This window comes from Pedobacter psychrotolerans, from assembly GCF_004340665.1.
Taxonomy (GTDB): domain Bacteria; phylum Bacteroidota; class Bacteroidia; order Sphingobacteriales; family Sphingobacteriaceae; genus Pedobacter; species Pedobacter psychrotolerans.
Genome location: NZ_SLWO01000004.1, coordinates 621918 through 648142 on the forward strand (window position 1 = coordinate 621918; position 26225 = coordinate 648142).

Annotated in this window: 19 protein-coding genes and 1 pseudogene; 8 read left to right on the forward strand and 12 right to left on the reverse strand. The window is 36.8% G+C overall.

The annotated features are described in order from the left end of the window. Window positions 1-140 precede the first annotated feature (140 nt). The 5 genes and pseudogenes from EV200_RS22210 to EV200_RS12830 all read right to left on the reverse strand — a co-directional run bounded on the left by EV200_RS22210 (window position 141) and on the right by EV200_RS12830 (window position 5663). Entirely contained in the window at window positions 141-518 is a 378-nt protein-coding gene (locus tag EV200_RS22210) for a CBS domain-containing protein (protein ID WP_394346235.1), read from the reverse strand. 141 nt (window positions 519-659) lie between these two features. After that, a pseudogene (locus EV200_RS22215) lies at window positions 660-1502 on the reverse strand (PLP-dependent cysteine synthase family protein); the annotation flags it as partial. 1316 nt (window positions 1503-2818) lie between these two features. Next, window positions 2819-3913 (reverse strand): DNA-processing protein DprA, encoded by a 1095-nt coding sequence (dprA, locus tag EV200_RS12820; RefSeq protein ID WP_132533184.1) that lies wholly within the window; start codon window positions 3911-3913, stop codon window positions 2819-2821. A 56-nt stretch (window positions 3914-3969) separates the two neighbouring features. Then, on the reverse strand, window positions 3970-4236 hold the full coding sequence (locus tag EV200_RS12825) for a hypothetical protein (RefSeq protein WP_132533186.1): 267 nt from the start codon (window positions 4234-4236) through the stop codon (window positions 3970-3972). A gap of 158 nt (window positions 4237-4394) precedes the next feature. Further along, window positions 4395-5663, reverse strand: a complete 1269-nt coding sequence (locus tag EV200_RS12830) for a glycoside hydrolase (RefSeq protein ID WP_132533188.1) — start codon at window positions 5661-5663, stop codon at window positions 4395-4397. A gap of 606 nt (window positions 5664-6269) precedes the next feature. Here EV200_RS12830 and EV200_RS12835 point away from each other — a divergent pair. After that, the gene (locus EV200_RS12835) at window positions 6270-7094 is read left to right on the forward strand and encodes an alpha/beta fold hydrolase (protein ID WP_132533190.1); all 825 of its coding nucleotides are present in this window, start codon (window positions 6270-6272) and stop codon (window positions 7092-7094) included. Window positions 7095-7258: 164 nt separating this feature from the next. Here the strand turns inward: EV200_RS12835 and EV200_RS12840 are convergent, their stop codons facing one another. The 5 genes from EV200_RS12840 to EV200_RS12860 all read right to left on the reverse strand — a co-directional run bounded on the left by EV200_RS12840 (window position 7259) and on the right by EV200_RS12860 (window position 15592). Continuing rightward, the gene (locus EV200_RS12840; protein ID WP_229676718.1) at window positions 7259-8389 is read right to left on the reverse strand and encodes a CehA/McbA family metallohydrolase; all 1131 of its coding nucleotides are present in this window, start codon (window positions 8387-8389) and stop codon (window positions 7259-7261) included. A gap of 114 nt (window positions 8390-8503) precedes the next feature. After that, complete coding sequence (locus EV200_RS12845) at window positions 8504-9907, reverse strand: alkaline phosphatase (protein WP_132533194.1); 1404 nt, start codon at window positions 9905-9907, stop codon at window positions 8504-8506. 15 nt (window positions 9908-9922) lie between these two features. After that, a complete protein-coding gene (locus EV200_RS12850; protein ID WP_132533196.1) occupies window positions 9923-10981 on the reverse strand; it encodes a phosphatidylinositol-specific phospholipase C1-like protein in 1059 nt (352 codons plus the stop codon). Window positions 10982-11002: 21 nt separating this feature from the next. Further along, window positions 11003-12592, reverse strand: a complete 1590-nt coding sequence (locus EV200_RS12855; RefSeq protein ID WP_132533198.1) for a RagB/SusD family nutrient uptake outer membrane protein — start codon at window positions 12590-12592, stop codon at window positions 11003-11005. 12 nt (window positions 12593-12604) lie between these two features. Next, window positions 12605-15592 (reverse strand): SusC/RagA family TonB-linked outer membrane protein, encoded by a 2988-nt coding sequence (locus EV200_RS12860; protein ID WP_132533200.1) that lies wholly within the window; start codon window positions 15590-15592, stop codon window positions 12605-12607. A 356-nt stretch (window positions 15593-15948) separates the two neighbouring features. Here EV200_RS12860 and EV200_RS12865 point away from each other — a divergent pair, with 356 nt between their 5' ends. Both EV200_RS12865 and EV200_RS12870 read left to right on the forward strand, forming a co-directional pair. Continuing rightward, window positions 15949-16191 carry a hypothetical protein gene (locus EV200_RS12865; RefSeq protein ID WP_132533202.1) on the forward strand — a complete coding sequence of 81 codons (243 nt, stop codon included), beginning with the start codon at window positions 15949-15951 and terminating at the stop codon, window positions 16189-16191. A gap of 111 nt (window positions 16192-16302) precedes the next feature. Then, complete coding sequence (locus EV200_RS12870; protein WP_132533204.1) at window positions 16303-16887, forward strand: PRC-barrel domain-containing protein; 585 nt, start codon at window positions 16303-16305, stop codon at window positions 16885-16887. Window positions 16888-17200: 313 nt separating this feature from the next. Here the strand turns inward: EV200_RS12870 and EV200_RS12875 are convergent, their stop codons facing one another. Together EV200_RS12875 and EV200_RS12880 are read right to left on the reverse strand one after the other, a co-directional pair. Continuing rightward, window positions 17201-18529 carry a PAS domain-containing protein gene (locus EV200_RS12875; RefSeq protein ID WP_132533206.1) on the reverse strand — a complete coding sequence of 443 codons (1329 nt, stop codon included), beginning with the start codon at window positions 18527-18529 and terminating at the stop codon, window positions 17201-17203. Between the two features lie 228 nt (window positions 18530-18757). Continuing rightward, complete coding sequence (locus EV200_RS12880; RefSeq protein WP_132533208.1) at window positions 18758-19165, reverse strand: hypothetical protein; 408 nt, start codon at window positions 19163-19165, stop codon at window positions 18758-18760. A gap of 677 nt (window positions 19166-19842) precedes the next feature. Between EV200_RS12880 and EV200_RS12885 the strand changes: the two genes are divergently transcribed. The 5 genes from EV200_RS12885 (at window position 19843) to EV200_RS12905 (ending at window position 26184) form a co-directional block, all read left to right on the forward strand. Further along, a complete protein-coding gene (locus EV200_RS12885; protein ID WP_132533210.1) occupies window positions 19843-20466 on the forward strand; it encodes a GIN domain-containing protein in 624 nt (207 codons plus the stop codon). A 702-nt stretch (window positions 20467-21168) separates the two neighbouring features. Then, complete coding sequence (locus tag EV200_RS12890) at window positions 21169-22659, forward strand: alpha-amylase (protein ID WP_132533212.1); 1491 nt, start codon at window positions 21169-21171, stop codon at window positions 22657-22659. 334 nt (window positions 22660-22993) lie between these two features. Continuing rightward, window positions 22994-23365 (forward strand): hypothetical protein, encoded by a 372-nt coding sequence (locus EV200_RS12895; protein WP_132533214.1) that lies wholly within the window; start codon window positions 22994-22996, stop codon window positions 23363-23365. Next, the gene (locus tag EV200_RS12900; protein WP_132533216.1) at window positions 23346-23765 is read left to right on the forward strand and encodes a hypothetical protein; all 420 of its coding nucleotides are present in this window, start codon (window positions 23346-23348) and stop codon (window positions 23763-23765) included. The genes EV200_RS12895 and EV200_RS12900 overlap by 20 nt, the downstream gene beginning before the upstream one ends. Before the next feature lie 76 nt (window positions 23766-23841). Next, window positions 23842-26184, forward strand: a complete 2343-nt coding sequence (locus EV200_RS12905) for a mechanosensitive ion channel family protein (RefSeq protein WP_132533217.1) — start codon at window positions 23842-23844, stop codon at window positions 26182-26184. Window positions 26185-26225: the final 41 nt, after the last annotated feature.

A 26225-nucleotide genomic window follows, 5' to 3' on the forward strand; every position in this document is an offset into this window, starting at 1 on the left:
CTCTTCATCCAACGCTTCGGTTCGCAATGAAGATAAAGCGAGTTGATTCTTGTAATTTATCGTTTTCCGTTTGCGATTAATTTAGTCTTTTAATAAGGTCGTTAAATTCAGATGACTTCACAATTCCCCTATTCCCCTTTCTATCCCGATATCGCGTTAATAATATCATACTGCGTAATAATCTCAATCTTTCCTGATTCATCTTCCACTAAAACCGCAGAATTTTCTTTGTTAATCAATGATGAAATTTTATCAATCGAAGTATTTAAATCAACAAAAGGAAAAGTAGCCGTCATGATTTCAGAAATTGGTGCAGATTTCAATCCTGGATTTTCGAGTAAAGCTGTCAGAATATCACTCTCCGCAATTTTACCAACAATCATCCCTTGTTGTGTAACCGGAATTTGAGAAATATTCATTGATTTGATTGTATTTATGGCTTCTAAAACTGATTTTGTAGCATCTAATGTTACAATTTCTGTAGCTTCTTTTTTGGCTATGATTGATTTTGCTGTCAGTTTTTCATCCTGTAAAAATCCACGTTCGCGCAACCAGTCCTCATTATACATTTTACCCATATAACGACTTCCATGATCATGAAAAATGACTACCACCACATCTTCAGGTTTTAATTTATCTTTCAACTGGATTAAACCTCCAATAGCTGCACCAGCAGAGTTCCCCACAAAGATTCCTTCTTTACGGGCGATGTCACGCGTCATTAGGGCGGCATCTTTATCTGTTACTTTTTCGAATAAATCGATGACATCAAAGTTTACATTGGCGGGCAAAAAATCTTCCCCAATACCTTCGGTGATGTAAGGATAAATTTCATCTTTATCGAAAATACCAGTTTCTTTATATTTTTTAAAAACCGAACCGTATGTATCAATTCCCCAGATTTGTATATTAGGATTCTTTTCTTTTAAATATTTACCCGTTCCAGAAATGGTACCACCGGTACCCACACCAACTACCAGGTGGGTAATTTTACCTTCGGTCTGCTCCCAGATCTCCGGTCCAGTTTGCTCATAATGTGCTTGTGAGTTGGCTAAATTATCATATTGATTGGGTTTCCATGAATTTGGAACTTCACGTTCTAAGCGTGACGAAACTGAATAATAAGAACGTGGATCTTCAGGTTCAACATTGGTAGGACAAACAATTACTTCTGCACCAAAAGCACGCAAAGCATCAACCTTTTCTTTTGATTGTTTATCAGTTGTGGTGAAAATACACTTATAGCCTTTAATAATTGCAGCCATTGCTAATCCCATTCCAGTATTACCCGAAGTTCCTTCGATAATGGTTCCACCTGGTTTTAATTTACCACTACGTTCGGCATCTTCAATCATTTTAACCGCCATACGGTCTTTGATTGAATTGCCAGGGTTAGTGGTTTCTATTTTGGCCAGAATTGTTCCTGGAACACTTTTCGTTATTGTATTCAATTTAACCAGTGGTGTATTACCAATGGTTTCTAAAATGTTGTTATACCACATGACACAAATTTAAGCAAAGGCATTAAGTATTTTATAATCTATATTTTATTTGAAACATTATTTTGAAAATGATAACTTAATAGAATTATATTTTATTAACTACAATTTACATAGGCATTATAGATTGAATATTGGGTGAAATACAATTAAGTTTTTTTATGCGATGTAAATTATCGGAGTTTTAATCGTCATTTTGATCGTAGCCGAGAAATTTTTGAACTTAGCAAACAGAATTTCAGATTACTATTGCACTTTAGTAAAAGACATTTAGCAATTGAATTTATGATCCGCCTTACGAAAAATCGTCATTGCGAAGAGGATTTTTCAGCCGATGAAGCAATCTCCATCGAAGAATATACAAAATAGATTGCTTCGTGCCTCGCAATGACGACCTTTCTATCATTTCTAACTTGAGATAACAATCGCTCAGAGTATTCGTCGTCATTTCAAGCTTAGCCGAGAAATCTTTGAACTTAGCAAACAGAATTTTAAGTTACCACTGTGCTCTAATAAAAAAACATTTAGCAATTGAAGATATTATGATTCGCCTTACGAAAAATCGTCATTGCGAAGAGGATTTTCAGCCGATGAAGCAATCTCCATCGAAGAATCCACAAAATAGATTGCTTCATGCCTCGCAATGACGACCTCTCTATTATTTCTAGCGTGAGATGACAATCGCTCAGAGTATTCGTCGTCATTTCGAGCGTAGCCGAGAAATCTTTGAACTTTGCAAACAGAATTCTAAGTAACTATTGCGCTTTAGTAAAAAGACATTTAGTGATTGAAGATTATGATTTGCCTTACGAAAAATCGTCATTGCGAAGGGGATTTTTCAGCCGATGAAGCAATCTTCATCTAAGCGTCTACAAAATAGATTGCTTCGTGCCTCGCAATGACGACTTCTCTATCATTTCTAGCGTAAGATTACCAATCGCTTCAAATATTCGTTATTTCGAGCGTAGCCGAGAAATCTTTGAAATTAGCAAACAGAATTTAAGTTACCATTGCGCTTTAGTAAAAGACATTTAGCAATTGAATTTATGATTAGCCTTACGAAAAATCGTTATTGCGAAGAGGCTTTTTCAGTCGATGAAGCAATCTCCATCGAAGAATATACAAAATAGATTGCTTCGTTCCTCGCAATGACGACTTCTCTATCATTTCTAGTTTGAGATAACAATCGCTCACAGTATTAGTCCTCATTTCATCAATAACGACCTCACTATTATTTCTAGCGTGAGAATACCAACACTCAAAATATTAGCCGTCATTTCGAGCGTAGCCGAGAAATCTTTGAAGTTAAATATAAACCTTCACGCCAACTTATAAACCTTTCCTGGTAGCGAAATGATAATCCCTTGCATTTCTAATGTGAGAATGACAATGGCCAATTTACTTTGCTGGATGTTTGTAGCAATGGAAAGTTCATCAATAGCCAGCTGACCATTCTGCAGTAGATCCACCACCTTTTGCTCATTTGCAGTAAGGTGAAGCTGTAATGTTGTTTGAGGCTGTTTCTTCTTTTCCGTCGTATCATCATCCCACCCCAGGTAATAAATCAAATCTTTAGCGCTATTGATCAATCCGGCACGGTTGGTTTTAATGAGAAAGTTACAACCTTCAGAAAAAACATCATTTGTTCTACCTGGGAAGGCAAAAACATCTTTATTATAAGAATTAGCAATTTCAGCAGTGATCAGTGCTCCGCCTTTAATTGAAGCCTCCACCACGATAGTTGCATCTGCAATACCTGCGATAATGCGATTGCGCTGTGGAAAATTTGGCCGATCAGGATTAGTTAGTGTAGGAAATTCTGAAAGTAAACCACCGTTTAACACCATTTTCTGTGAAACGGGCTTATGAATTTGCGGATAAAGCCTGTCTAATCCATGTCCCAAAACACCTACTGTAGCAATATCATTTGCAAGGCATTCTTTGTGAGCGGTAACATCAATCCCATAAGCTAAGCCACTTATGACTAAAACATCATAATTTGAAAGTACCTCACAAAGTTGCTTGCATAAATTCTTACCATAATCGGTTGCATTTCGTGTGCCTACAATGCTGATAATGCGGTGGTGGTTGAAATTAGCCTTACCTTTGAAGTAAAGTAAAATCGGCGAATCAATACAATTCTTTAATCTTTTAGGATAGTTTTCATCAGAAAAGAATAAAATTTCTATTCCATGCTTTTCTACAAAATTCAACTCTTCCTGCGCTCTTTTCAAAGCATCAGTTTTTAAAATGGCATCAACGGTTTTCTCTCCTATCCCAGGAATCTGTAGCAATTGTTTTCGATTTGCAGAAAATACAGCTTCGGCACTTCCGCAATATGCCAACAGGTTTTTAGCATTTACCGGACCAATAGATTTGATAAACGTTAAAGCAATTTTATGGAGCGTACTCATTCATTTTAGGTTAAGGTTAAATAAATGCGGGATGATTTATTTCCTTTAGCTGCAACCTAAAATTCGATATCAATCAGACTTTTAAGTGGAATATGAATATTATTTTTAAGTTGAATGTATTTTTCTGTTACGGCCCAAACGGTAGTGTCAACTCGCTTTGGTCCGATTGTCGTATTAAATGTAATTACTGCCTTCGCTTTGAATTCATTGCCAAGCCGCTGAGCTTCATCAAGTTTTGTTTTAAGTGTTGTAGTATGATCTTCTTTTGCATTGATAATGTTTAAATATTCTATATGTTCTTTCGCTATAATCTCTATTGACATAATCTGCTTCTAACTAATAATAATAAACAAGCTTATTAAATTTTAGCAGAAAAAACAAGCCTTTAAACGCTTTTAATGTAATATTTATAAAAAAAAGGCTGCATCATTTTAAAAAAAAACGATACAGCCGCTAACTAATTCTTTAATGTTTTATGCTTTTAGTATGACACCAAGGTGGTTACACTTGAAGGCTCAAGATTAATTCCGAAGCTTCCGCCAGAAACAGCAATACTATTGGTACTTAAATTGGTAGAACTCGTAGTAAAATAACGGTTAAAGCCACTAACTGTGATCCCACTATAGCCAAAGGGCTGATAGGTTACCGCATTATTCTGGTTAACAATTACAATCACCAATTTAGATCCGCTTTTATAAGCCGTTACATAAACACCAGTTGTTGGGTTAGAGGTGCAAGAAATTTTACTATATCCAGGGCGTACATATCGTGCATAATGCGCCATTACGTAACCAACTTTTTGGATATTCCCACTTTCACTCATTGGTCCATAACTTCTCCTGATATACCACCATACATAAGCGCTCCAGCCAGCATTCATACAGTCGTGAATTTCTTTGGCAGCATTCATTGCATTAGACCAATCATCTCCACTAATACTTGAGTTGGTGTAGTGTTCAGTCATCCAAACAGGTTTACCCACATTACCTAAGTTATAAGGTGTTCTGCCATAAATGTGCCCGCAAACAAAACTTGTTTTAGATTTAGCCGTAGCATTGCTGAGATACGTATTAATGTACGTCTGATTCATCTGGAAGGGCTCTGGAGCCATGATTGGTGCACCACAATTGCTGCCTTGTGCCGCTACAAAGTCGGCTACCTCTGGTGCAGTAAGTTCCATTGACTCATAATTCACCTGGTAATCAGGTTCATTGGTAGGGCTAATGGCAGCAAGCCCACCTACTGCAGAATTAAATGAACTTAAATGCGCAGCATAAGCTCCATAAGAAGCCGTTTTGATTTTACCACCCACAATATTGTTGTTGGTTTTCATAGATGCAGGTGCAGACCATGCAGATGCAATAGCTGAACCTCCAAATGATTTACAAGCGTCAATGGTAGGCTTTTCTGCGGCAAACTCTGAGCTGGAATTGGGCACTCTCACACGAACAATACTCATACCAATACCGTTTGTAGGTGAAAAGGCGGTAGTTCTTTGTGCACTGGTTAAATCTCCTGTCCAGGCTACAATGTTTGCGCCACCAAAACCTTTAATGGTTTGCTGTACAGTTGAAGCATCAATTGATGCAGTGCCTTCTACCGCTAGCTTAGATTTACCATTGATGGAATCTGTCTGCGTAGAGACATTTTTGTCAGACAATGATTGTGAGTTTACACTGTCAATGTCGCCTTTTGAACATCCTGCAATAAGCAAGGCAATGGCGAAAATACTTAATAGTCTTTTTTTCATGTAAATTATTTTTGGTTAGATAAACTTTTAATTACAATAAAATTAACCAATCCGTTTTTTCACAAATGGATCAATTAATTAATTTTATAGTACAAATGTTTATTAGCCAAGTGTTTTAATTCGTACAATTTTGTACATTCATTATTCGTAAATAATTAATTTAGTTCGCAATAACATCTTTAAAAGCATATTCAAAATACAATTGTTCAATAGTACCCTAGGATTTAATAAATAATATTAATTATACATTTTAAATAATTAAAAAATACAATAAATAAAAATTAAGAATACAAAATGATCTATCAGCTTTATAAAAAAACTTGGATCTGATAGCTGAAGCAACTCGTGTTTTTCATCAATTGGAAATTACAATGACATAACGAGACTTTTGATTGATCATTATATTGATCTCAGGTAAATTTAGTTGAAAGCGAAAATTTAATATATTGATGATCGAAAATTATCATTCTCTAAACAGATGTGCTGCTATTTTATATTATATTGGCTATTCAATAAATCATACCACTTAATTTTGAATGTCAATGATCAGTTTATCCAGAAGACAAGCATGTTCAAATTCATTTTTTTATATAAATAATCAAACCTATGCCAACAATTAAAGTAAAAGACGGAACTGAAATTTATTATAAGGATTGGGGAACCGGACAGCCCATTGTTTTTCATCATGGATGGCCTTTATCTGGTGATGACTGGGATACACAAATGATGTTTTTATTAAAACAAGGATACCGGGTAATTGCCCATGATCGCCGTGGTCATGGAAGATCCAGCCAAAGCGCAAACGGACATAATATGGATACCTATGCTTCTGATGTTGCCGAATTAGTGGAAGCATTAGACCTCAGAGATACCATCCACATTGGCCATTCTACCGGTGGTGGAGAAGTAATTCGCTACGTAGCGAAATATGGAAAAGAACGGGTGGCTAAAGCCGTGCTTATTAGTGCTGTAACCCCAATCATGATTCAAAATGAAAACAATCCCGATGGTGTACCCATATCTGTTTTTGATGAGATACGGGAAGGTACCGGGTTTCATAGATCACAATACTTCTGGGATTTTACCACCGCATTTTATGGCTACAACCGTGAAGGTGCCAAAGTAGACGAGGGTATTAAACACAACTGGTGGCGCCAGGGAATGATGGGATCTGTTCTAGCACATTATGAGGGAATTAAAGCTTTTTCTGAAACAGATTTAACCACGGACTTGCAAAGTGTAAATGTACCGGTATTGGTATTACATGGTGAAGATGATCAGATTGTTCCCTTTGCACAAGCGCCAAAGGCAACCAAACTTTTAAAAAACGGTCAACTCATTTCTTATCCTGGTTTTCCACATGGTATGCCTACAACTGAGGCTGAAACCATTAACAAAGATCTGTTGGCATTTATTAAGGCATCCTCTTAATTCATAAATAAGATGCGTCATTAATCTTATGATTTGACCTATTGAGTATATTAAATAAGCTCAATAGGTCAAATCTTTTTAAGATACACCCTCACTATTTTCAGCAAAAATTCATCTTCAACATCATTATGTTGCGAACGTGTCACACGCTTCCTGATCAGGCTTTAGAATTTAGGATCAAAATTGAAATAAATTGGATTGGACAAACTCACCATCTTCCCACTTAAAGCCATTGATTTTGGAACCTGCGGATAATCGTTAATCTTACCTTCTACCGTTACCCGATAATAAGTTCTTCCCTTTAAATCAGGAATATCGGTAAATGTAATCACCGGAGCATCACCCTTAATCTGATAAGTATTTAATGTCTTTCCATTTTTGATAACGGTAATCGAATACATTTCATTTGGCAATGTATTTCCCATCAACTGTACCTGAAATTTTACTGGCTTGCCCGTTGAGACGGTATTATCGCCCATCATCATATCGAATTTACCTGTTCCAGTGGCATCTGCATAAAACTCTACACGTGGCGAATAAGGATTTGCACTTACAGCCACCCTTCCGTGGTTTAGAGCATCAACAATGGCACTCAAACTTCGTGTTTTTGCGTATACCCATGTAGTTGGGGTTCCAATATAATTGTATTCTGCCTGATAAGTATTTTCACTTGGTTTTTCTGAGGCTGTTGGCGTTCCGTGATGTGCATCACTTCCTCCTCTACCAGTCATCATCCGTCCTGAAGAAAGCATATCATCCCAAATCATAATGGCATTTGCATTTTTAGTCCACATGGCCGAATTCCATACTTCAATCGACTGCACCAGGTCATAAGAAAATCCGAAATTGTCTTTACCGCTTGGGTGGTTAGCCGATAAATGAATATTCAGAGATTTTTTAACCTTACCGATATTGACATCACGTTGATCTCTTACATCGAATAGGCGCTGATGATCATATGGATTGGCAGAAAATACATTTCCATGGCCTCTGGTAGTGGTCCATTCGGCACCATAAAGCAGCAACAAAGAATCTGACTTGAACTCGGGATCAGTCCAGGTATGATGTGCCACATCGCCATTTACATGGTTATCATGATCGGTGATGCATAAATAATCCATTTTTACAGCTTTCGAAAAGTTGATGATCTTCGAGATTGAATTGTTTGAAGATTCAGTGCTATGTCTGGAATGAACATGCAAATCACCCTTTAGCCATACTCCAGACCCTAAATCAATTGTTTTTGGTGTATTGCTTTCTTGTCCGTTAGCTTGATTAAGGTTTAGCAATAGCATAACAAAACCTATTGACAGTGCGCATTTTAAATTGAATATCATGATTAATTTTAAAGATGATTAATAGAAAAAATGCCTGCAAAAGCAGGCATTTTGATTATGATGTAGTTTGGTTTAAGCTTTTACTAAAAAGGCTTCTGGCATTTCTGCTGCTTTCAGCATGAAATTATGAAGCTCATAATTTTTAACAAATGGTTTCAGTTTTTCAGATCCGGGCCCAAACATTGTCAATTCTACATAGTCTCCGGTATGGTTCATACCCGCCCACTGAACATCAGTATATTTGCTTAGAATTTTTCCATATTCATAAAACGGAAGGTTTGATTCATTGTAAAGCTGACCGGGAACAATATCTTTAAAATGTACGAGCAGCGACTTTACATCATCAGCTTTCATTTCAAAACCTTGATTTTCTTTAATTAAATCAATAATCTTTTGCTCGCTAAAAGATTGATTCAGCTGTGCTAAAAGCCAGGTATTACTGTGTTTAAAATTCTGCAGGGTGTCGAATTTTTTATTGGCTTCATCTGCATAAAATAAACCAGGATTCGAATTGCCATGATCTGTGGTAATGATGACCAATGTTTCGCCATCCTTTTCGGCAAATTCAATTACTTTTCCAACGGCTTCATCAAAAGCCAGCTGATCAAAAATCAATCCGCTTAAATCATTCGAATGTGCGGCCCAATCTACTTTTCCACCTTCTACCTGTAAAGCAAAACCAGCCTTATTATTTTTCATCAGTTCGATGGCCTTCACGGTCATCTCTGCTAACGTTGGGGTACTTTTAATTAGTTCCTGATCATGTTGGCGATCTACCTCATATGGCATTCCATCTTCAGCGAATAAGCCCAGAACCGGTTTAGATGAAGTAAAGGCTAACATTTCAGAACGATTTTCTGCAACCTGATATCCCTGGGTCAGGTATTTGGGAATCAGGTTTCCGCCTGCTCTCTTTTCGCCAAAATATTTATGCCCGCCGCCCATCATCACATCGAATTTCAGTCCGAGGTACATTTCAGCAATAATATCCTGCCCGCCACGGTTATCAATATTAACACAAAACCCTGCCGGCGTAGCATGGGTAATTGGCACCGTAGTTACGCAACCAACTTTCTTACCTTGTTCTTTAAATTTTTGTAGAATAGGCTGTGGTTTTTCACCGTTCATTCCAACATTCAGGGAACCATTTTTTACCCGCATACCTCCGCCCCATGACGAGCTTGCCGCAGCAGAATCGGTAACCATGGAACTTGCTGAAGCTGTATCCATTAAAGCCCTTACCGCCTTATTATCGCGATATAAGCCCAACCATTTACTGCTTTTGCCAAAGGTGCGATTGGCATATAAATCTGCCATATTCAGTGTACCGATACTCATGCCATCACTGACCATCATAATGATATTTTTAGCTTTTTTACCGCTAATCAGTGGTTGGGCTACCACATCTTTTAAACCTACAAAAGGTAAGCCCAAACCGGTGAGCAAACCTCCTTTTAATAATGATCTTCTGTTCATATCTTTTCTTGCCTTTTAAAATAAAGGATTCCTTCTAAAGTACTTTCCTCCAGGAAAGCTGATTGCGTATGTAGATGTGAAATGCGTACTTTTTTGATAATAATCTGTGGTAATGATTTGTGCTCCTGATTTACAGGCGGCTTCAAAATCACTATAGTCGTTCTTTCTGGCCTGTTTGGTATCATTATCAGCTCTGGTTCTGATAATATAACCTTTTTTCACCAATGCTGGAATTTGGGCATCCTTCGGATTATTTCTAATCATCAATGCAGCTTCCGGTGTTCCGGGGTCTGCATTGGCAAACATTACCCGTCCGGTTAATGAAGGATGATTTGCAATATAGGTTGATCGTTTTCTTCCGGTAGCGTCTAAGACAAAGATAAATTTACCTTTTGCCTTGCTCAACAATGGCCAGTTCTCCTGTAGCACTGCCTCTTCTAAAGTCTTGTATTTTCCTTTAACATCTGCAGGCGTTATTACCTTTTCTCTGCCTAAATTTTCGAGAATGGTCATATCGAGCTGATCAAAGGTTTTGCCGGTAAATACCTCGGGAATAGTGAATCCCTTACTTCTGATCGTATCGTCTTTAGCTTCTAAAGTGATAAAAACAGGTGTATGATCGGGATAGGCCTTCGACCATTTTTTTAATTGCTGCAATGCTGTTTTAAAGGTGAGCGCTGAAGACCTGAAATCTAAATCCGGAACATGTAAAACCTTAAAACCTGGTGCATTCATTTCCCCTTGCTGATCAAAAGAAGGCTGTCCTTTTACTTGCTCAAAACCTCTTGGATGTGCATATTTTCCGCCCTTTTCATCTGCGTACACATCGATTTCGAGGTTTCTTAAGCCCAGATCTAACTGTGCCGGCATCGAAATATGTTCATAATCCAATGCATTGGCAGCGGTTGTATCCTGAGATTTGAACACTTTAAACAATGCGGGATCAATGGCTTGTTTATAACTGTTATGAGAACCAATTACCTGAATTTTATTTATTGGTAAGTCTTCTTTTTTAGTCATCAGGCCTATTGCAGGCAACACCATCAATAAACCAACACAGGTAACCAGTCTCATATTTTAAAATTTAAATGTTAATTAATAACCAGGGTTTTGTTTCAAATTGGTATTTAACTTTAACTCATTTGCCGGAATTGGATAAATTCTTCTGGTTAAGTCTTTGTTCATGGAAAGCACATCGTTCGGAAGTGGGTATTCTGTTTCAAACTGTCCGAAACGGATTAAATCATTTCTTCTCCAGGCTTCCCAGCTAAATTCACGAGCCCTTTCATCTAGCAAAGTACTTAAGGTCACCGTAGTGGCCGCCGAAGCACCAGCACGACTTCTAATTTTATTTACTAGTAACTCTGGCGTTTGCAATTCGCCGCTTACAGTAGTGGCTGCTGCTCCTCTTAAAATAGCTTCTGCCTTCATCAACATCACATCGGCTAAACGTAAAACCGGCATATCATTTCCATTTAAACGTGTAGCTTGGATAGCATTTACATCAGGCCAGTATTTTATAGAACGTACACCTTTTGCCTGATCGGCTACGGTATTGCCTAAGTCCATTGGTTTGCCTGGTTTAAGAATTAAATCAGGTGTAATTTCAATTTGGGTAGTGGTACCTGCAACGAAAATGGGTTTTGATAAATCAGGCTTACGGTTTGCATCCGGCGCATATTGCTTGCCAATTAACCAGAAACTGTTGCGAATATCATTGGTTAAATTAAAACGGTTGTAGTATTCTGGCGTTGTACTCATGGCAATACTAAAACCTACATTTATGCCGTAAGATGCAGCCAATGCCGGATAGAAACCAAATCTGGTCATCTGGTTGCCTGGAATCTGCTGATCATAAGGAATGGCAAAGATGGTTTCATTTACTTGCGGCCCATTATTCACATCAAAAATATCGCTATACTTTGCATCGAGTGAATAGTTACTGTTTTTCAAAATTTGATCAGCCATGGTTACCGCATCATTATATCTTGGCTTTCCGGTATATACTTCTGCATTTAAATACATTTTTTCCAATAAAGCATAAGCCATTGCTTGCGTTGGTCTGCCATAAACCAGTACACGATTATTGTTGTCTTTCACAGGCAATTGCGCCACAACGGCTAAAAGTTCTTTTTCGATAAACTCAAATACTTTTTCGCGGGTTTCATTTCCAGGTAGTGTACTTACCGGGAAAGTATCTATAATCGGTACGTTTCCATACAAATCCATCATGAAGTAATAATATAAAGCCCTCATAGCCCTCACTTCTGCTAAACTTGCCGTTTTAGAAGCTGCAGAAACGGCAGACTCATTGGTAAGGTTAATTAAACGGTTGCAATTATTGATCCCACCGAAACCCCATTGCCAGATGTCGCGAACGTTTGGATGATCGATGGTCCAGGTGTGGTAATGAAGCTGGCGATACTGACCACCATCATCAAAATTTCCATCACGGGCAGGAATGATAGCCGCATCAGTAGAAAGCTCCTGCATCCTCCAGTAAGGTACACCATACTGTGAAGATAAATTAGAATACATGGTGCCAAAAAGTGCTGCGTAATCCGCATTAGTAACCGGAAAATTATCCTTTACGTACTGTGATTCTACATCGACATCTAGTTTGCTGCATGATTCCAGAACGATCAGGCAAGCAAGGATATTAAATAGGACGATAAATTTTTTCATTTTTATATTTTATTAGAATGATGCACTTACACCAAAGCTGAATGTTCTTGTTTTTGGATAATAATTGTTGTTGTCAATGCCTGGAGTTAATCCTCCGATGTTAATTTCAGGGTCTATCCCTGTGTAATTGGTGATGACAAAGAGATTGTTTGCGGTCACATATAACCTGATGGCCTTAATAGAAGGCGTTTTTGGTTTTATGGTATAACCTACTGTAGCGTTATCCAAGCGCAGGTAAGAACCGCTTTCCAGGTAACGATCTGAAATCAGGTAGGCATTGATATCGTTGAAAGATTCGCCTAAAGTAGTGCGAGGAATATTCTGCAACTTCGCATCAGCCGGATTATTTAAAGATGCCGCTGTAGCGTTTAGAATTTTATTACCCAGCACACCTCGAACAAGGAAATTTAAGTCCCAGTTTTTGTAGTTGAAACTGTTTGACCAACCGTAAATTAATTTAGGTTGTGCATCACCTGCAATTTTTGCATCAGTTGTTAAAGGCTGTGTAGCAATGGTTTGTCCGGCAGCATTAATATAAGTACTCACACCTGCGGCATTTTTACCTGCGTAATTCCATAAACTGAAGGTACCCAAAGCATAACCTGGCTGAATTAACTGACTGAAATTTCCGGATTGGCCTTTACCGCCTAACTGCGCTGTCTGAATGGCAGATATTTTATAGAATTCATCAGATAACGATACAATCTTATTCTTATTGGTGGCAAGATTTGGTGAGGTTGTCCATTTGAAATTATCCGTTTTAACAGCCACCGCATTTAAAGTAAACTCTACCCCTGTGTTTTTCATTTTACCAGCATTTGCTGTTATGGTAGGCAGGAAAAACTGAGTGGTTGAAACAGCATATTCATTGTAAATTAAATCAGAAGTTTCCTTGATGTAAAAATCAACAGATCCTGAAATCCGATCTTTAAATAAACCGAAATCTAAACCAATATTGGTAGTTGCTGTACTTTCCCATTTCAAATCTGGATTCGGATTTCTTACCGGCCCAATTGCATTACTAATGTTGCCGTTGTTTAAAAACTTATTATTTCCCAATGGGGTTCCATAAATAAGTAGCGCAGTGAAGGCATCAAAACCTAAACTGTTACCGGAAACACCGTAACCGGCACGAAGCTTTAAATCGCTGAACACAGGAACCGCTTTCATAAAGTCTTCGCTAATAATTCTCCATCCTGCAGAAACAGCGGGAAATAACCCCCAACGGTTGTTTCTTCCAAAGCCTGATGAACCATCATTTCTTAATGAAGCCTGCAACAAATATTTTTCGTTGTAATTGTATTGAACCCTTCCATAGTAAGAAATTAACCTCAAAGTAGAAATGGGCGCATTGGCTAAAGTAATCTGTGATAGTAAGGTAGGATTGGAAAGAAACAAATTATTATAACCTAAATTATCATTAGAGAAATTTTGTGTGGTTACTCCAAATCCATCATTGGTTCTATCTTCCTGCCATGAATAGCCGCCTAATAATTTTAGGTTGTGTTTTCCAAAAGTTTTATCATAGTTAAAATAACCTTCCAGTACCTGACTTTTGTTTAAAACATCAAGTTTTATTGCCTGACCATTTACACCCCTGGCCAAACCAGACTGGCTGTTCAGGTATGCGCTGTAATTATTCTGATCTCTTTGCGAAGATACACTCGCCGTAAATTTTAATCCGTCGATAATGTTTAGCTGTGCCATTCCATTAATCAACGTTTTGTTGTTCAGGTTATCAATATCATTGTTATCTACAATGGAAAGCGGATTACGGGTACCACTTCCGGTACGATTGTAATTTTCCTTATAGCCTCCATTAGCATCAAAAGGACTTACTGTTGGCAGATAAAACAGCATGTTAGACAAGGCCTGCGACTGATAAATATCTGAACTTTTTGAATTGCTATTGGTAACAGTTAAACCGAGTTTCAACCTGTCGTTAAAAAACTTCTGGTTTAAATATCCCCTTACAATTGTACGCTTTAACGAAGTATTTTTTAAAATCCCCTGATTATCCAGGTAGTTTACGCTGGCACCGTAATCTGAAGTTTGGCCAGAACCACCAAAAGAAACATTATGGTTTTGTGAATAACCTGTTTTTTCCAATAAGGATTGCCAGTTCGTATCAGAACCATCATCGTCAATCGGGTTTAATGTCTGCTTGTTATCAGCCAGATATTGTCTAAGTTCTGGAGCAGAAAGCATGTCATATTTTTTGGATACTTTTTCTACCGCAGCATAACCGTTATATGAAAGCCTTGACTGACCATTTTTAGATCTTTTGGTAGTGACAATGATAACACCATTTGCCGCTCTGGAACCATAAATAGCCGTAGAAGAAGCATCTTTTAAAATATCAATATTTTCGATATCAGATGGTGCAAGTAAATCAATAGAGGCTCCAGGAACCCCATCAATAACATAAAAGGGTTCCAATGCTGCACCTTCCCTTAAAGTAGAAGGTCCACGTAAAATGGTTGCAGGCTTAGCATTTGGATCACCACTTCTGGTAATGTTTAAACCAGCCACCTTACCTTGTAATAACTGCGCCGGGTTAACCATAACCCCTTGGTTAAACTCCTCAGATTTGATAGAAGCAACCGAACCAGTCAAATCTTTTTTATTTGCCGTACCGTATCCAATTACCACCACATCTTTTAAAGTTTGGTTATCAGGCATAATGGTTACGTTAATCTTCATTTGATTACCCACGTTAACCTCCCTGGTTATTCCTCCAAGCATGGAAAACACCAACATATCTGTACTTTTGGCCTGAATACTGTAAAGGCCATCTAAATTAGTTGATGTACCAATGTTACCTCCTTTAATTCTGATCGTGACACCGGGAAGGGGTTGATTGGTTTCGTCGATAACCTTACCCGTAATAAGTTTACTACTCTGGGAAAAGCTATTTAAAGAAAAAAGAAGCATTAACATTGCAAGACATTGCCACCTCCCGAGAAAAGGCAAAGAAATGAATTTGTAATTTGATTTCATGAATGATTAGTTATGATTTGTTTGGTTTTTTACCCATCAGGCAAACATCAATCAAGTGCTTGTCAGGTGCCACAAAGATGGAATGACAGCGTTAGGAATATGGTTATTCAGGGTTATGTTATTGTTAACATACGACATCCTATTTTAACAGAATATTAAAATTTTGCTTCTTGTAAATCCTTTTAGCACAATACATAGACGACTTTTGTAGTATAATGCCTTTTTAATTTACAACGAGATAGGTAACTGTTCCACATCATTGCTTATGCATGAATAGTTATTGATAAGATAACATCAATTAAGTAATAAGTTAAAGAGACTTTACTTGCTTTGCGATTATTTAATAGAATCTAAATATGCAAAACACTTCATCAAAAATCAGTGCTGATCTTCAGGCGTTCATTAATAAATTTGAGCCTTCTAAATTTAAGGTAATGCCTAAAGGCATAGAAATTCGTGGAATTAATGATATGCACCGAAATATTACCCAAGCAAAGGAGATCATCAAAACCCTAAAGTTAAAGCTGGAAGTTTCTCACAATGCTGAGATGTTGAGTTATAAAGGTTTTGAAGTGAATAACCTTCAAATCAGTTTATAGAATTATTACTACGCATCATTGGCAAAAAATTAGCTGTTCTGACTGTAAAACCTTTGCTCCTATACTATGTTGTTGTTTATGTACATACAGCTATAATAGCAGCAATTTACAATGGAAGAAAATAAAATAACATACAGCAATTTACTTGAACTTTCTACAAGCGATTATCGTTTAACTGAAGGTGAACAAGACATCAAAGGATGGAAAGTAAGTAATGAAAGTGGCCATATAATAGGCGAAGTAAGCGATCTTTTATTTGATCAGGAGCACAATGCGGTAAGATACATGTTGATCATCCTAGAAAATATTGGCAATGAGCTGGATGAAAAACCTATCTTAATTCCGATTGGCTTAGGTAAGCTGCATGATCAGGAAAATGTGGTCATTGTGCCAGATTTTCACACGGATCAACTTCATGCAATGCCTTTATATATTAAAGATGAAGTGACCCATCAAATGGAAGATACCATAAGAGATGTTATCGGTAGTCCTGCAGCGTTGAGAATGGAAGAAAAAATTACGGAGCTTGATCGTCAGGTATTTTATGATCACCATCACTTTGACCGAAAAGGATCTATAATGAGAAAAGATAATGTTACGGATGGTATTATTTCAGGCGATAATGATTCAGTAGATCGTGTGGAAGAACGCAAAACCATTCATGAACTGATCGACCAATCGAAGGTAGGAAATTAATAAATTATTCAACTGTCGAAGTCTCAAAGGCCAGTGTGCCGGAAAGACTTCGACAGTTTTATTTTGAGATTGAAGAGGTTTTCTTACCCTCTACCCAATGAAACTTCGTAAATCAATCCAACTTGCGAAGTCTTAAAGACCTTTGTGCCGGAAAGACTTCGACAGTTTTATTCTGAGATTGACGAAGTTTCCTTACCCTCAATTCCAATAAAACTTCGTAAATCAATCCAACTTGCGAAGTCTCAAAGGCCAGTGTGCTGGAAAGACTTCGACAGTTTAACTTGGAGACTGATCAAGTTCTCTACCCTCACTATTAAGCCTTTTCTATAATTTTATTTAAGCCAATAATGTGTGAGGCTCTTCCGTGCATGTCATATCTTGGCTTTCCAAATGCGCTGATCCAATGCACAGATCCGTCTTTCCACTTCACTTCGTATTCGGCCTGATATATCCCATTATGGTCTATAGCATCTTTAACAGACTTTTTTATCTGTTGCCTATATTTAGGTAACATGGCCTCAAAAAGATCAGAATAGTCAAATTCATCATCTACTTGGTAACCATAATTCCGTTTAAACTGGTCATTTGATGTCATTTTTCCGGTAGCAAATTCCACTACCGTATAGCCCATTTCTCCAGCTTCAATTGCACTCATCAGAACAATATTTGCTTCCTGATTCAACTGCTTTGCAATCACTTGCTCCGTAATATCTGCGAGTATAAAGATGATATTATTTGATCCATCTTCTATACTTTTGCTTAATTGCATGGTTACGTTTATATATAAACTTTTCAACTGATTGTCATTCCATATCAGTAGCCTCAGTTCTGCACCTTTTTGCAGCATTCCTGTTTCCTTAACTTTCTCAATTAATTTCAGGAAATCCTGTTCTTCCAGATCCGGAATTACGGTGTAGAGTGATTCACCAATAACTGTCGAATCTTTGCCTAAAATTTCCAGCAAAGTTTGATTGGCCTGTTCGAAAATATGATCATCCTCTAAAATGACTCCAATGGCCATAGGTGCCTGTTGAAATAGAATTTCAAAATGATCCTGAAGAGCTTCCAAATCTCGGTTGGCTTTTGCAATTTGTTGCTGGTAATCAATCAATCCGGCATTATCGGCTACAATATGCTCGTTCTCAATCATTAAATGATCAGTTTGCAGCTTCATTCCAGCCTGATCCATCACTACTTTAGTAAGTCCTTTTAAAATCTCCTGCTTCTTTTCATCAAATTCCATAGGCTCGTATCCCATTACGCACAAGGCACCAATTCGATATCCATCATCAGAAATTAATGGCGCACCCGCATAAAAACGCACATTATTTGGGTTATTTACGAATTCCGGTAATTTAAAAACATCCTCTATAACGGTTGCCTCATCATACTTAATCACCTCATTACAAAGAGTTTCTCTGCTATAGACCTTCAATTTACTTCCTAATCCAATATTGGCTTTAAAGAATACCTCATCTTTGTCTACAAAAGAAATCAGACAAATTGGAAGGTCGAAGATTCTGGCAGTCAGTTCGGCTAACCGATCAAAACTGGCTTCAGCTGGTGTGCCGAGAATTTGATAGCGATTAAGTGCTTTTAGTCTATCAGCTTCACTTTGGGGATGTTGAATTGAGTTTTTCATATTTGTGCAGTGTGGGGACTTACAATATCATAGGATCTTACTAAAAAACTATTAACTAAAATCAGCGACTGAATGTTAAGCCAGTTTCCAATTTATTGACTATAAATTATAGGATTAGCATGTTTAATGTACAATCCTTTAAACCAGCTGAGGCTTCTTTATCATAAAAGAGCACATAGCTATAATTAAAATAATTTAACTGTTAGGTATAGCTTTTATTTCTTTTACCTACAAAGTTTTTCCAGTTAAATTCTTAGTCGGATGACTCCCTCTTCTGGCTATACTTACCGCACTTAATAACGATACAGGTACAAAAAGAGCCCATGCATCACCATCTACAGGGCAGTTTGCAATCTCAATCCAGCCGTTGCTGGCTGCATCAGGATATAATGTATAACTGCTTTCAACAGATTTATCACCACTATTATACAGCCGGCAATTGCTCGTATTTCCAACTCTCTTAAAACCACATGTTGAAGTTTGGTTGCCTGGTGTCCGAAGAAAATAATCATTTCCTCTGCCGGAAGGCTCGGTATAAAGTACATTGCCAACAAGGCAACCTCTTACAGCATCTTGTGCAAACATCTCGTCTGTACAACATAAAGTAACAATCAAAAATAAAATAAATTTTTTCATAAAATACCCAAAGGGTATGTATTAGTTTACATTAAATCTTTAAAAAGGGGAAAAGAGAATATTTAAATCGCGGCTAGTCAGAATAGGATCGTGATCACAAAATTACGTAATTACACATATTTTGGACTTATTAAATAGACAATAGTAGTGATTGTTGTACGTAATGACTTTTCAATGAACTTCAGTATTTCTGCTTAAACTGTATTTATATGACAGTTTTATCGTTAAATGAGCTACTAAATCGAATAAGTATTTATACGATGTAAAATATGAGTCAAATACCTTTGCTATGTTCAAAACTCAATTCTGAAACTTATCAGAAATTTTAAGCAATAAAAAACAGGGAAGGAACCACTCTCCCCTGCTTATCATTAACTAAATCTAAACTGCCTAAAGGTAATAACCAAATGATAATAATCATAATTATAGCAACATTGTTGCATTTAAATGATTTTTATATCACGTTTGGATATCATATCACCAGCCTCCTCTTCCTTGTACGCATTTGAACAAAAACTGACCGATACCGAACACTTCTAATTTTCATTTTTTTCAAATAACTGATTAAAAGTTATTCAGAATAGATTTCTCTCGTTGGCATGGCCTTGGTTAACAGGCTGGCAAGTACAAACAGATGCTTAAAAACAGAAACAATATTCATTTAAGAAATAAAAATTATGAAAACCACTATCAAAACAAAGATCGCAACGGTACTTACCGCAATTCTTTTTTTAATCGCCATCTTTCCGACAATTATCTGTGCAGCAAAAGCCTATCCTATTAAAATTGTATCATTAACTTCATTTAGAAAAATTTCAGTAAAGGGTAATGTAGAAGTTATGCTTGTGCAAAGAAAAGATATAGGTATTAACTATGCAGAAGATAACCTAGGGTCTGTAAAAGCAATTTTAGACGGTCAAACACTTCGCATTACTGCAAATGGTTCAGAGATGAGTAAAATTTTCATCTATGTAAATGATCTTTATAGAATTGAAGCTGAAGATCATGCCATTGTGAAAACTCAGGGCAAATTAAAAATTCCATATCTTCAAGTATTTCTGAGAAACGAAGCACAAGTAGAAATTAATAGTGAAACCTCCTCACTTTATACCAGTATTTCTGATCACGCAAAATTAACCCTTAGCGGATCAACGGATAACCATTTTCTAGTTACAGGCAAAGCGCCTAGGTTAATTTTCGAAAATTTCGCCGCTTTAAAAACTTCTATCAAGCCACTAGAGATTTCAATAATGGATAAAGAAATTGCTTTTAACTTAAGCTCAATTAATATTATAAATTAGATAACAATATGAAAAGGTTATTTTGTTGTTAATCACTCCGATTTTAGAAGGTTTGGTCACAGACTAGAGTATAAAAAGCAGTAAGGGAGAAGACAGCCATGAACCAGCAGATAATTCAATAGATTTTAAACTTCAAGAGTATATTCATCAACTGGCTGTATGGAGATTAAATCAGTGATCAGATTTCAACATCTTTAGAAAAAATGCAAATGCGATAAGACGGGGCTTATCGCATTGCAAAAACATACGGGATGTTTATATTGGAGAGCATTTGTTATATCTGTTTCTATAAATAATATTTAAATGTAGTATTTCTAAGATAAAAAAACAATAGCTCATATGATTAACATGTAACTTAAAAAATACATAAGATAATATTTAAACAAACTATTTATTTAAATAAAATAGAGAACAAACTTATATCCTGAATGATACATTAAATTCGGCATATGAATTACCAAAATTCATTTTGATTTTTATCAACAACTATTAATGAATTTCTCCGGTAAGTTACCTATGAAATGGATTTAATCCATTACCATTATTCTAAACCTGTATCTAGCTTTACGAATTACATTAAATATTTTTAACATAAGCTGTTTAAAAGGGAGCCTGTTGTGGTTCTTTAACGCCTTTCAGAAGATTTGCGTAAGAACTCAAACAAAGACAAACTTTTAGAGTTGTTATTCAAAATAAAAATTAATGGAAAATCATACAATGCTTCAATACTTCGAATGGTATTATCCTAAAGATGGTAGCCTTTGGAGAAAAGTTCGTGAAGATGCAAATGGATTAAAGGAAATGGGAATAGATTCGATTTGGTTACCTCCTGCTCATAAAGGGATGGATGGTACGGAATCTACTGGATACGATTCTTATGATCTTTATGATTTGGGCGAATTTGATCAGAAAGGAAGTGTTGCAACTAAATACGGAACAAAAGAGGAATATATTGAAGCTGTAAAAACAGCAAAAGAGGCAGGTCTTCAGGTGTATGTAGACATTGTGCTTAATCACCTTGGCGGTGCTGATGACTTTGAGCCGGTAATGGTAAGAAAGGTAAATCCAGAAAACCGAAACGAATTTATTTCAGAACCATTCGAAATTGATGCCTATACTAAGTTTACCTATCCTGGCCGAAATGGAAAGTATTCTGAATTTAAATGGGATTATCAATGCTTTACGGGTGTAGATTACGATGCCAGAACACAGGAAACAGCTGTTTACAGCATTCAAAATCAGTATGGTGAAGGCTGGGAAGAGGTAATAGACCAGGAAAACGGCAACTATGATTACCTCATGTTAACCGATATAGATTTTAGAAACCCGGCCGTAAGAGAGGAACTTAAAAGGTGGGGTAAATGGTTTCATGAAACCGTAGGTTTTGATGGTTTCAGACTGGATGCCATCAAACATATGCCTCATGCTTTCTTTAATGAATGGCTGGATTATCTTCGTGCAGAATTGGGTGCTGAACTTTTTACAGTGGGTGAATATTGGTCGCCATATGATTTGCAGTCCATGCTTAATTATATTGATGCCACTGAAGGGCGTATGTCACTTTTTGATGCCTGCCTTCAAGCCAATTTTTCAAAGGCTTCTAAAGCTGGGGAGCCATTCGATTTGACTACTATTTTAAATGGAAGTTTGGTACAAGTGCGTCCGGAACTCGCTGTTACTTTAGTGGAAAACCATGATACACAACCACTTCAATCGTTAGAACAAACTGTAGAGCCATGGTTCAGGGCTCATGCTTATGCCATCATTTTACTTCGTGAAGCTGGTTATCCATGTGTGTTTTACTCTGATGTTTATGGATCATCTTATGTAGATAAAGGAACTGATGGAAAAGATCATGAAGTAACCATGGAATCACTTCCGCAATTAGGGCAATTATTGAGTTTAAGAAAACACAAAGCTTATGGTTTTCAGCGTGACTATTTTGATCATCCAAGCTGTATCGGCTGGACCAGAGCTGGCGATGAGGAGCATGAAGGTTCAGGTTTGGCCGTAATTTTATCAAATGGTGATGCGGGCCATAAACATATGGAAATGGGTGCTCAATTTGCAGGACAAACGTTTACCGATTGTTTAGGACACATGGAACAACAGGTTACAATTGACGAAAATGGATGGGGAGAATTTCTTTGTAATGCTGGTTCTGTATCTGTTTGGGCAGTCTGTAATGATTAAATTTAAAGAGACTATCATATAATTCAACATTATAAATATATGAGTTCATTGCATCAGCTTTTGCTTGGTTGTAATGAACTCATTTTTATCTTCGCGACATCACCACTAAGCTTCATTATCATCAAAATGAAGCAAAAATTTATGGATCAGTTTTTTCCGGATAGGAGTAGGAAGGGCCATAAATGTTATAATTGATTACCTCACTAATTCCACAAATACAAAACAATGTCAGTTAACATCGGTTGCTATAGAGATTAGAATTAATTCAAGTGGTTTATCTTATTATCCCATAAATAATTTAGATCAACCTTCTATAAATCCAAAATTAGAGCCTATGATTGATGAAAAACTAAGAGAAGCAGAAATTATTTTTGAAGAAGTAAAAAAGAATGCTGAACTGCGAATAGCACTTCTGAAATTAGACACCGTACATTATGTAGCCAAGTTAAGTGCCAATTTAATTACAAATATTTTCACCTTAATCTGTACCCTTTTAGCCTTTCTATTTGGAACAGTAACCTTAGGGTTTTTCTTCTCCGATTTATTGAACAGTTATGCATTAGGCTTTGGTGGCCTCACTTTATTTTATGCCTTGGTAGCCATTTTCGTTACCATAACAAAAACTAATTTAATAGAGTCAGTCATCATTAATTTTACGGTTCGCAAATTCTTAAATACACGAGGCAATGAAGACCATAATCAATAGAAATATTAATGATATTGCAACGTTTGATCTGCAGCGTAGTGCAATAAGACAAGAGATTGATAGAAGCAATACCTACCTGCTTCATTCAGCAAATAAACTGAAGCAGGTTGATTTAAAAAAAATGAATCTAAACTTCGGTAAATCAGCATGGCAAAGTGATATTGAAGCAATGGGTGACATGAGGCAAAAGTTTTTGCCACGCATGGCTGGGAAATTGCTCAACGCGACTGTACTTCGTAAAAAAGGCTTCTTCCAGCGAATGATACTTTCAGCCGCTGCTAGATTTGGAGTGAAAAAGCTATTAAACCAGCAATACAAAATTCCATCAGCAATGCGACAAAAAAAATCTTCTGATTTCATTAATATTGTAGAAAATGAACAGATGAACATTGTTAAATAAATTTCCCTTTAGGGATAATTATATTCAACTTTAAGATCATTGCGCTTTCCTATTAAAATTTATTTCTTCATCTATAATGAAATTTGCCATCAAACAAAACTGTATTTTCTTTAGCCTGATTTTGGCATTTGTTTTCTCAATTTCTTACTGTGAAGCACAGAATTTAGCAATTCCAAAAAAAGATACTACCGTTAAAACCATTCCGGATACACTGCTATTTAAATTGCAGACTGCGCAATCGGCCATTACGGAGATTAATGTTGCGAATAAAAAGGGTTATCAAACCGAAGCCATCAAGAAACAAATTGATGCCATTCAAGATAATGTATCGCCATTGATTAAATCTTTTGAGGCTAAAAAGGAGCTGGATACCAAAAGCTTATTAAGTTATGATCTTATATTAAGGGATGCGGATACTCAACTTAAAAGTATCATTGCCATTTTAGTTCAAAATAGTAATGACCTTCAAAAAATGTCTGATCAGGTGGTTACTTTAAGCAATGACACCTTGTTGAAAAACGATCAGAAAACTAAAGAACTTCGGTTGTATCAGCCTCAGATTACAGAGATTAAATCACGTTTGCAGGCTGCCGGCAAGTTAACAGGTGACAACCTCAATCAGGTAAATATGCTTTTGGCCAGTGCATCGGCATTAAATGTGAAGGTAAATAATTTGCAAACACAAACTGCTGAAAGGCTAGAAATTTCCGGAAAACAAGCCTGGAGCAAACGTGATCCATATTTGTGGCAAGCGCCATTTCAAAATCCTGCACATCGAAGTACAGATAATTTAATTAAGGCTTCGTTTCAAGGACAGCAGCAAATTCTCAAATATTTTATAGATTCTACTTGGGATAATCGTTTTCTGGCCATATTAACCGCTATTACATTTTTCATTTGGGTGCGTCGCAACTTCAAAAATTCAAGAAGGGCAGCAATCAGAAGGCAGATTGGAGAATTGAAGTTTGAATACCTTAAACCTTTCCCGATCTTTTCTTCGCTTATTGTGTTGCTTAACATCACCCCCCTTTTTGAACCTGATGCACCTTCACTATACGTTGAACTCATTCAATTTCTTCTATTGCTGGTGATGACGGTACACCTTTGGAAAGTACTTGAAAAGAAACAACTTCAGTTCTGGATTATCCTCATTTCGCTGTATGCTATTCTTATTTTAGGAAATGCAGCTGTAGATCAAAGCCTGCCATTTCGTTTGGTGCTCATTGCCATTAACATCTTTTTTATTTGGATGGGCATTCAACTATCTAGAAAATTAGTTTTTAAAGAGTTTTCTAAAAAATATGTCAGTTGGGTGTTTTATATCCTCATCTTCATGAATTTACTTTCCATTATCCTCAATGTATTTGGTAGAGTAGATTTAGCAAAAGTAACCAGCTTAACAGGTGTAATTGGATTGGTTCAACTGATTGGCTTAAGCGTATTTATGCAGATTATACTGGATGCACTTGATTTGCAAATGAAAATCAGCTCCTGTAATAAGGGTATTTTTTCAAGAATCAGCCATGATAAAACCAGGGCTAAACTTAAGAAAATGCTGTCGATTCTTTGCGTGGTGCTATGGGTAATGGTGCTCATGATCAACATGAGCATTTTGGGTGGTTTATGGGGCTGGGCAACTGAAATACTATCGAAACCACGTGCATTTGGAAGCATTCATTTCAGTTTTGGAAATATTTTCTTTTTCATCACCATCATTTACATTGCCAATAAACTACAAAAACATGTACCCTTATTATTCGGAGAAGAGCGCATTACTTTTAACGAAGATAGCGGACATAAAGGATCGAAGGTTGCATTGGTTCGTTTAGTAATCATTGTAATCGGCTTACTGCTTGCCGTGATGGCATCCGGCTTACCGATGGATAAGCTTACCGTGGTTTTAGGTGCATTTGGTGTAGGTATTGGTTTAGGTATGCAGAACATTGTTAACAATTTTGTTTCCGGCATCATTTTGATTTTTGAAAAACCCTTCCGCATTGGAGATTACGTTGAGCTTGCAGATAAAAAGGGGAAAGTCCGCGATATTGGAATCCGTTCCAGCAAATTACTAACGCCTCAAGGTTCTGAAGTGATCATTCCAAACGGCGACTTGCTCTCTGGAAGGCTGGTCAATTGGACGCTGGGTAACGATTTTATTAAAACCGAACTTATTTTTAAAGTGAGTGCAGAAAGTGATTTTGAAGAAATCCGGAAAATCATTTCAGAGATGCTGGATGATGCGGAAAACACTGTCAAAAAATTACCTCCGGAAGTGTTGCTTAACAACATTACTGCGGATAGTTTAGAAATTAAAGTTCTACTCTGGATCAATAACATTTATGTGGAAGCAGAATTTAAGAGTGACTTCCTGCAACAATTGGTAAAAAAACTTAAGGATGCAAGTGTTAAAATTATGTAGCAGCCAGCAACGGGATTGATATTTTTTGCGCATAAATAATA